The organism is Schlesneria sp. (assembly GCF_036405755.1).
In the GTDB taxonomy this organism is placed as follows: Bacteria; Planctomycetota; Planctomycetia; order Planctomycetales; family Planctomycetaceae; genus Schlesneria; species Schlesneria sphaerica.
Genome location: NZ_DASWWZ010000672.1, coordinates 1 through 8,112, shown reverse-complemented (window position 1 = coordinate 8,112; position 8,112 = coordinate 1). Strand labels below are relative to the sequence as shown.

Sequence of the window (8,112 nt, the reverse complement as noted above, 5' to 3'; positions counted from 1 at the left end):
CGGCTTCCTTGTCTCTCCACCGCTAAGGATCGGGTCATGTCCTCCTCTCTGAATGAAACCTCCAATCTGGCCACCAGGATTGTCGACCGTCTCGAAGAAATCATCCTCCTGGCGGAACGCGAAACGAAGCCGCTGGAACTCGACCCGCTACGGAAGGAGCTCTTCGAACTGTTCGTGACCGCGAACGGGGCCGGGTATACCGAAGACGACTCTGATCCGGATCTCTCGGCCGACGGCATCTGCCGCACACTCGGGACACGCTGGGGCCTGGCCGACGCTGCCCGGAGCGCCGTGGAATCCACGGGCCGTATTCCATCGACTCATTTGTCCAAGATGCGTCTCCTTTGGTCGCTGATGCGAATGTGGATGGAGTGGACCTACGCCTGGAGCCGCTGGGAAGAATTTCACCGCGAAGCCGAATGATTCCGCGCGATTTACATTGGACTTTTCTTCATCGGGTTGCAACTTTGGTGTGACTCCCGTATTCGATGCATATTAAAACGACTTTGTGTCAAAATTCCGCTCGCGTGATCGAGGCCTCGGGCACGATGCGAACGGGCGTGGCAGCGTTGAAGGTGTGTTCGAATCCGGTTTTTCAGTGAATACTGTTCAAGCAGCGATCCATGATGAAACCCCCCTCAGCTTTTCTACCGATCTGCCTGTTCATTCTGGTAGCACTGATCGGTTTGACCAGCTCGCGTCAGGCGCTCGCTCAGGGGCCCGAAGCTGCACCCGCCGTCTCCCCGGTCGGCACCGCTGTTCGAGACGCGAATGCCTACCCGCCTGTCCCCGGCGGGTTTTATCGCGGAAGCCATCCCTCGCGGCCGGAACTGCGCGGGTTCTATTTTCACAATGTGATGCTGGTCTATCTGCTGGGGCTGTTTGTACTTTGGGTCTGGACGGCGAACTGGATCGACACGGACGCTCACGACCTGAAAGTTCGTCCTCTCATTTGGAACTCTGTCGTCCTCTTGTCCGGGGTTTCGGGATTCGTCCTTGCGCTGTGTGCCCCCAGTGGGCTCCTCAGCTTCCTGGCGATGACCGCCGGTTACGGGATTCCGCTCGGTATTTACGCTTCTGAGCGAAACAAACGGGTTCCGGATTCAGCAAAAATCCTGACCCCACGGCATCTCAAGTCGGTCGCCTTGCGAACCCTGGCGCGACTGGGGGTCAAACTGAATGCGAAGGAAGCACGCAGCGTCGCCGGTGGACCGCCGATTCGCCTGATCGGAAAGTCAGGAAAAGGGGCCGGCGAAGTCGATCGATCGCGGCAGGTCGAAAGCTCATCGGGCTACATCGCGGCTCGAGAACTGATCTACGACGCCATCCTGCGTCGCACCACGGACATCCACCTGGAGCCCAAAGAAGGGGAAATGTCCGTCCGTCTGCGAATCGATGGCGTGATGTATCCCGCCGAACCATTCGATCGCAGCACGGGGGATGCCCTCGTCAACATCTTCAAGGTTCTGTCCGCAATGGACATCACCGAACGGCGCAAGCCGCAGGACGGAAGCTTCCGTGCCGAGATGGAAGGACGGACCATCGACTTCCGCGTCGCTACCCAGGGTCTGCAGGGTGGCGAAAAGATGGTGATCCGTATTCTCGATAAGGGAGCGACTGCGAAGACGCTGGTCGACCTGGGAATGCGGAAGCAGCTTGTCGAACAGATGCAAAGCATCGTCAGCCAGCCGCACGGCATGTTCCTGACATGTGGTCCCACCGGTGCAGGTAAATCGACGACCCTTTACGCCGCCCTGCAGGAAATCAACGCGTATGAGAACAACATCATCACGGTTGAAGACCCAGTCGAATACCGAATGCCGAATGTCACGCAGATTGAAATCAATTCCAAGGCGGGCCAGACATTCGCCACGGCACTGAGAAGCATTCTGCGGCAAGACCCTGACGTGGTCATGATCGGGGAAATTCGTGACGGCGAAACGGCCAAGATCTCGTGCCAGGCAGCGAACACCGGCCACATGGTGTTCTCGACCATTCACGCCAACGACACCATTGCTGCACTTTTCCGATTGATCGATCTTGAAGTCGAGCCGTTCCTGCTGGCCAGTTCGATCTCGGCGATTCTTGGTCAGCGACTGGTGCGGAAACTGTGCCAAGACTGCAAGGAAGCCTACAAGCCGTCCGCCGACCTGCTTCAGAAGATCGGACTTCCCGCGGACAAGGTCGATAAGTTTTTCCGGCCACCCACCCGCTCACAAGGGACCTGTCCTTCCTGCAATGGGCTCGGTTACGTCGGTCGTGTCGGTGTCTTTGAACTGCTGGTAATTAATGACCGACTGCGGGATTTGATCCGCGAGTCACCTAACATGTCTGCGATCAAAGCTGAAGCCCGTAAAAACGGCATGCTGTATATGAAAGAAGAAGGTCTGCGACTGGTCGTGAAAGGAACCACATCCATCGAAGAGCTTCAGCGAGTGGTCAAGTAAACCGCTCGCGTGTAATGCCTGCGACATCGAAGCGTTACAACACGGCCGACTCAGCGACATCGTTCAACGTCAACAGGTCTGAAACATCATGTCTTTGATTGAAATTGCACTGCTGGTTGTCGTTGGGGTCGTCACCTGGCTCGTGTCGAGCGAAGGGATCTGGGGCGCGGCACAGACCTTTTTGTGCACCTTGCTGGCAGGCCTTGTGGCGATGAATTTCTTCGAGCCGCTGGCGAACGCCATCCGCGGCATCGTCGGTGACGACTACGCCGATGTGGTCGCACTGCTCGGACTGTTCACGGCGCTCGTCTTCGCGCTGCGAATGGGAACGGAGCATTTGGCACCCAGCTACATCCAAGTCATCCCGATCCTCGACACCGTGGGAAAGTGGGGTTTCGGAGCGATCACCGGATATCTCACCGTGGCCATCTTCCTGACCGCCCTGCACACCGCTCCTCTGCCACGTGAATTTCTGGGTTTCAAACCAGAGCGGGACAACTTCTTCGGCAACGCTCCTGACCGGCAGTGGCTGGGATTCGTGCAGTACGTTTCTGAAAAGCCGCTTGCTCGAGCCATTTTCAAAGACAAGATCGGCAACCAGGACATTGTTGTCGTTCACGCGTTTGACGGCCGATACGAAAAGATCGGTGACCCGGCCCGGCCCTATCCGAACCGCATCTGGTCCTCGTTTCCCATTCGCTATGCTCAACGTCGTGAGCGAATCGGCAACCATTTAGCCGGTTCGACTCCCGCTCCCCCCGTTCAGCAGATCACTCCACCCACGGGCCCCGGCGGGGTCAGCAATCCCGGCTTCTAGCAGGATGTCTGCTTTCCACTCGTCGTCGTCCAAGAGTTTCGTTCGCCGAGCAACAGGCCCCGGTGAGTCCGATCACGGCCCGCGATGTTGACCACTTTCGCTTCCATCGCGGGCCTATTCGGTACCGTGGTCGGGAGGCGAAACTTCGCGAGGACGAACGCTCCGCGACACCGCTCCTGCAACAAAGAGTGAGATGGCCGGGGTCAGTGGAGCACGCATTCGTGCATTCGTCCAGTAGACCAGATGCGCCAATTGTACGGTCACGATCATCGCGTAGAGGGGTAGCCACGTCGTCGAGCCTCGTCCAGCCCCGATCAGGATCGCTCCGCAAAATCCAAGAATCAGAATCGCCCCGTAATACCAGCCGATCGCCAATACCAGATTTCCTGAAACCTGCTCAGCCGCCTCTCCTTGAGGAACAGTGTTCCATAGGCTGCGGACGCGATGCAGTGTTGCTTTAGCGAATAATTGTGGTTCAGCCGCAATCGTTCTTCGCCCCTGCTGTGAATACCACTTGTCACGCGCGACTTCAGACGCCTCGGCTCCCAGTTGTTGCTGAATCTGCGATTCGATATCCGCCTGCCATTCGGTCAGGCTCTGGTTCTGCCAGACTGTTCCCCAGGGCTGCTGAACGACTTCCTGATAAAACACAGGATTGTTGCTGAGGAAAAGCGTGTATCCCCCATGTGTGGTCGTCAGAATCGGGACCCCCAGGACCCACCAGTTCCGAACGATCCAGGGACCAACGACCAACGCCGTTCCGGTCGCACCGCAAATCCACTGCGACGCCAGACTCCCCCAGGCGGAACCACGATTGTCAGACCGCTGCCGTCGATGGACGAGATAACTGCCACCGTACCAGAAGAGGACGATGGGCCAGAATGTCGGACGGCACAGGACGAGCAACCCAAAACTCAGGCCGCTGAAGAGCCAACGGCACCAGGCTCGGCCGTTCGGGGATGTCAGAGCCAATGAGGCAGACCATATCCACAAGACCGCCAGCAGGGTGCAGACGGATTCTGTCATCGGCTGACTGACATAACGCAGCAGCATCGGGTCAACGGCCACCAACCCAGCAGCGAGGAAGCGACTGCGACCCAGTTTCAGCAGATCTCCCAGTCGCTCGGTCAACCAGACCCCCAGCACTCCCGCAACCAGATTGATTCCGGCAACTACGATCGGTGCGGGGAATGCCATCAGTCCCGCAGCGAGCATCAGCGGGTAGAGCGGTGGCCGGTAGGCTGTCGGTTGAGTGCTACCGGGACTGCTGAATCCGCGTCCTTGTGCGACGCCGGTTGCGATCCCCAGGTAGGCATCGCGGTCTTGTGTCAGTTCATCCGGATGCATCAAAATCACGGCGAGACGCAGTCCCGCCGCCAGCATCAGAAGCAGGATGAGCCCCAACCTTTCGGGGCGGGAACGCTGTTTAGACGCATCCATGGACAATTACTTTTCTTATCGGAAAACCGGATGCGACCGACGAGCCTTCAGGATTTCTCCTTCACCACCACCTTGATCTGCTCAGGCTCTTTCAACTTGATCTGAGGCTTTCCCATCTCCAACACGACGGTGCCCGTCACTTCGACGTCTTTCCCCTTAAAGTGCTCTTCGGGCTTTTCGATGCCCGCTTTTTTGAATTTTTCGAGGTCATCTTTGGAGATAAAAATGGTGAAGTTTGCCGGGTTCTTGAAGTCCTCTTCCGAGTTGAGGTAGCGGTTACCGCGCCCTCCTGTCGACTTCACTTCCATCCGCAGAACGACTTTCTCGTTGATCTTTTTCGCTGCCTCAGCCGGTGTGAGCGGTTCCGCTTGGGCGACGGAGACCAGCAGCAGGGGAACCAGACAACGAATCAAAAATGACCCACAAGCATGCATGAGGAACTCTCCAGTGACTGATCCGTCCACATCAACCGTCAGGCAGCAACGACCCGCTACAGCCTACAGAATTTCGGTCGCAAGAACGAACTGATCAGCGGCACCCAAGGGTTTTTCTTCCCGGCTTATTGACGGAATGAGCTCATTAGCACGTGATCATTGGACCGTATAGGGCCCGTCATCCGCGGCGAAGGGAGCCGACTCCCCCTGAAGCAGGCACCAGGCATTCTCGGCCGCGCGCTGCTCGGCTTCTTTCTTGTTGGGTCCCCAGGCGGGAGGGAAGATGTCCGTTCCCACGATGGCCGCAATCTTGAAACACTTCAGATGATCAGGACCGCATTCATCAAGGAGCTGATACATCGGAGTTCCGCGCTGATTCTTCTGAACCAGTTGCTGCAGCAGGCTCTTGTAATTGCGCCCGTAGGACGATTCGATCGTGCGATCGATTTCAGGCTCAAGCAGTCGAATCAGGAACGGTTTGACGACATCCATCCCGCCGTCGAGATACAATCCGGCCACGATCGATTCGAAAACCGCTGCCTGCACGGAAACAGGGATGTTCTCGAACTCCGACAGCCCTTTCCCCAAGCGCAGAAACTCACCCAGCCGCAGCTCACCACTCAATTTGGCACAGATCGTTCGGCTAACGACCACCGATTTAATGCGGGTCAGTTCGCCTTCCGTCTTCTCCGGGAACCGACGGAACAAGAGCTCACAGACAACGGTCCCCAGAATCGCGTCGCCGAGAAACTCCAGTCGCTCGTTGGAATCGAGCCGGGTGCGGGCAATCGACGAGTGTGTGAGACATCTCAGCAACAAAGAGCGATCCCGAAATTCGTAGTCGAGGGCTCTTTCACAAGCGCTAAGCGTATCTTCCAAATCAGAAGTTATAGAAGTAATAGACATGAATGTTCCCCGCCGCGGATGGTTCGGACGATACCGTCCAGCGCGGGATCTGAGGTGGGACGGAAGAAAATCCGTACTACCCCTGATCTCAAGCTCCTTGTCTTCTATATTTCGTGCCGGGATGGCTGTCAATCGGAAGCTCGATTTTCGAACAACCGTCCTCGATCAGATCTCGCAGTCACTGACCATCAGAACACCCCCTGAGGGTTGGGTATCGACGGCAGGGTGACGACCATTTCCAGCCGGAAAAGGCAACCGGCAGCCTTTCCCTTGCGGGGAAGACTGCCGGTGCTCGTTAAAACCGGAAGCTCGTCCTCAGCCTGGCGCGAGAGCCAGATGAGGTCAGACGAGTTCCATAATCGGATCGCGATGGTCCACGAGGAACTGAGGACGCCCGGTCGGATCTTTCAGGGTTGTCGTCATGGGGTCGATCCCCAGGTTACGATAGACCGTCCCGATGACTTCCTGGACATCAACGGGCCGATCCTTGGCGTACTCACCCAGACGGTTCGTCGATCCGATGACCTGTCCGGTTCGCATACCACCGCCGGCCAGCAACGCGCTGTTCACCTGTGGCCAGTGATCGCGCCCTGCCTGTGGATTGATGCGTGGTGTTCGACCGAACTCACCCCAGACAAGCACGGTGACATTTTCGAGCATGCCCCGTTCGTGCAGGTCCTGAACCAGAGCACTGACACACTGATCAAGCTTTGATCCATGATCGCGAACCATGTCAAAGTTCGCCGAGTGAGCGTCCCAGCGTCCGAACGAAAGTGTCACGCAACGGACCCCGGCTTCCACCAGTCTGCGGGCGATCAGCAGATGTTCGTTACACGTCGGCGATCCGTCGTACTGGTACTTGTAAGGCTTGCCGTCGCCATAGCGTGCACGGATCTTTGGATCTTCCTTACTCAAATCGAGCGCGTCGACCAGTTTGCTCGACGTCAACACGCCGAAGGCGGCTTCGGAGAAGGCGTCCATCCCGCGCAGCATGCCCGATGCATCAACTTCACGTTTCAGCAGATCAAGACCGTTCAGCAGCGACTTGCGGTCCTGCAATCGGTCAAGAGACATGCCGTTCAGACGCATATCTGAGGTCCCTTCACCCTGTGGTTTGAAGGCCTGATAAGCAGCGCCGAGATATCCTGCTGATCCAGGATCAGACCAGGGCCCGTGTGCTGTCTTTTCAGCCAATGCCACCGAGGGGGGAACACCCGGATCGGTAGGACCAAACAGCTTTCCAACGACCGCACCGATGTTCGGCCGGCCACCGACCGAAGCAATGCTGTTACGCTGCCAACCGGTGTTGCATTGGAAGGCATCGTGCGCGCCGTCGTTTCCGACGACCGAGCGGATGATCGCGAACTTGTCCATCATCGATGCGATGTTGGGGAAGAGCTCACAAATCTCGATTCCCGGAACGTTCGTCCGAATCGGGTCGAATTCACCTCGAATCTCGCGCGGTGCATCGACTTTCACATCCCACATGTCCTGATGCGGCGCTCCGCCACCCAGGAAAATGTTGATCACCGCTTTATGAGGGGAATGCGTTCCTTTGGACTGCTCAGCGCGCAGCACGTCTGCCAAAGAGAGCGAGGCGGCCGAACCGAACGCAAAACCGCCAATCTTCAGAAAGCTACGACGAGTCACCCCATCACAGTACTTAGCTGTTTTACCGAAAAGCGTGAGCATAACGCCGTTCCTTTCGCGAATTCACTGTTGCCTAGGTGGGATTCTCCGCTCGGCCAGCAATCAGCCGGGCGGGGGGGAGGGCGGGTCGCTTTGATTTCAAAGGTGACTTATCGATAACCCTAACAAACTCAAATTGAACCAGTCAAGCTCCGAATTCCAAATCGCCTTCGTTCTGCCGTTTCCCCCATTCTACCTGCGGGGGCAATCCCCTTCCGTGAGGACGATTAACGACATAGTTCGTTGACTCAAAATGACTTGCTACCGATTACGGGGTATTTCCGGCGTCAACAGGATTTCTGCTGCCGCAACTCGGTGACCACGATTTATACATCGGGAATTCTGGATCAGGACCTTCGCACCGACCGCCCCCCGGATG

At 57.2% G+C, this 8,112-nt stretch carries 7 protein-coding genes; 3 read left to right on the top strand and 4 right to left on the bottom strand.

Annotated elements, in window-relative coordinates:
- The 3 genes from VGE80_RS22245 to VGE80_RS22235 all read left to right on the top strand — a co-directional run.
- A partial coding sequence (locus VGE80_RS22245; protein ID WP_440594174.1) for a hypothetical protein occupies nucleotides 1–423 on the top strand: 423 nt, incomplete at its 5' end.
- A gap of 200 nt (nucleotides 424–623) precedes the next feature.
- Nucleotides 624–2,447: a GspE/PulE family protein gene (locus VGE80_RS22240; RefSeq protein ID WP_440594173.1), complete on the top strand. Its 1,824-nt coding sequence runs from the start codon at nucleotides 624–626 to the stop codon at nucleotides 2,445–2,447.
- Between the two features lie 88 nt (nucleotides 2,448–2,535).
- Nucleotides 2,536–3,264 carry a CvpA family protein gene (locus tag VGE80_RS22235; RefSeq protein ID WP_373649738.1) on the top strand — a complete coding sequence of 243 codons (729 nt, stop codon included), beginning with the start codon at nucleotides 2,536–2,538 and terminating at the stop codon, nucleotides 3,262–3,264.
- 114 nt (nucleotides 3,265–3,378) lie between these two features.
- Here the strand turns inward: VGE80_RS22235 and VGE80_RS22230 are convergent, their stop codons facing one another.
- The 4 genes from VGE80_RS22230 to VGE80_RS22215 form a co-directional block, all read right to left on the bottom strand.
- The gene (locus VGE80_RS22230; RefSeq protein ID WP_440594172.1) at nucleotides 3,379–4,704 is read right to left on the bottom strand and encodes an ArnT family glycosyltransferase; all 1,326 of its coding nucleotides are present in this window, start codon (nucleotides 4,702–4,704) and stop codon (nucleotides 3,379–3,381) included.
- A 47-nt stretch (nucleotides 4,705–4,751) separates the two neighbouring features.
- A complete protein-coding gene (locus VGE80_RS22225) occupies nucleotides 4,752–5,138 on the bottom strand; it encodes a hypothetical protein (RefSeq protein WP_440594171.1) in 387 nt (128 codons plus the stop codon).
- A gap of 156 nt (nucleotides 5,139–5,294) precedes the next feature.
- Entirely contained in the window at nucleotides 5,295–6,044 is a 750-nt protein-coding gene (rnc, locus tag VGE80_RS22220; RefSeq protein ID WP_375314948.1) for a ribonuclease III, read from the bottom strand.
- A gap of 342 nt (nucleotides 6,045–6,386) precedes the next feature.
- A complete protein-coding gene (locus tag VGE80_RS22215) occupies nucleotides 6,387–7,736 on the bottom strand; it encodes a DUF1501 domain-containing protein (RefSeq protein ID WP_373649734.1) in 1,350 nt (449 codons plus the stop codon).
- Nucleotides 7,737–8,112 lie beyond the last annotated feature (376 nt).

Bases quoted from the DNA above. Each gene is read 5' to 3' on its own strand.
- VGE80_RS22240 (WP_440594173.1), top strand. From the start codon at position 624: ATGATGAAACCCCCCTCAGCTTTTCTACCGATCTGCCTGTTCATTCTG.
- VGE80_RS22235 (WP_373649738.1), top strand. From the start codon at position 2,536: ATGTCTTTGATTGAAATTGCACTGCTGGTTGTCGTTGGGGTCGTCACC.
- VGE80_RS22230 (WP_440594172.1), bottom strand. From the start codon at position 4,704: ATGGATGCGTCTAAACAGCGTTCCCGCCCCGAAAGGTTGGGGCTCATC.
- VGE80_RS22225 (WP_440594171.1), bottom strand. From the start codon at position 5,138: ATGCATGCTTGTGGGTCATTTTTGATTCGTTGTCTGGTTCCCCTGCTG.
- rnc (WP_375314948.1), bottom strand. From the start codon at position 6,044: ATGTCTATTACTTCTATAACTTCTGATTTGGAAGATACGCTTAGCGCT.
- VGE80_RS22215 (WP_373649734.1), bottom strand. From the start codon at position 7,736: ATGCTCACGCTTTTCGGTAAAACAGCTAAGTACTGTGATGGGGTGACT.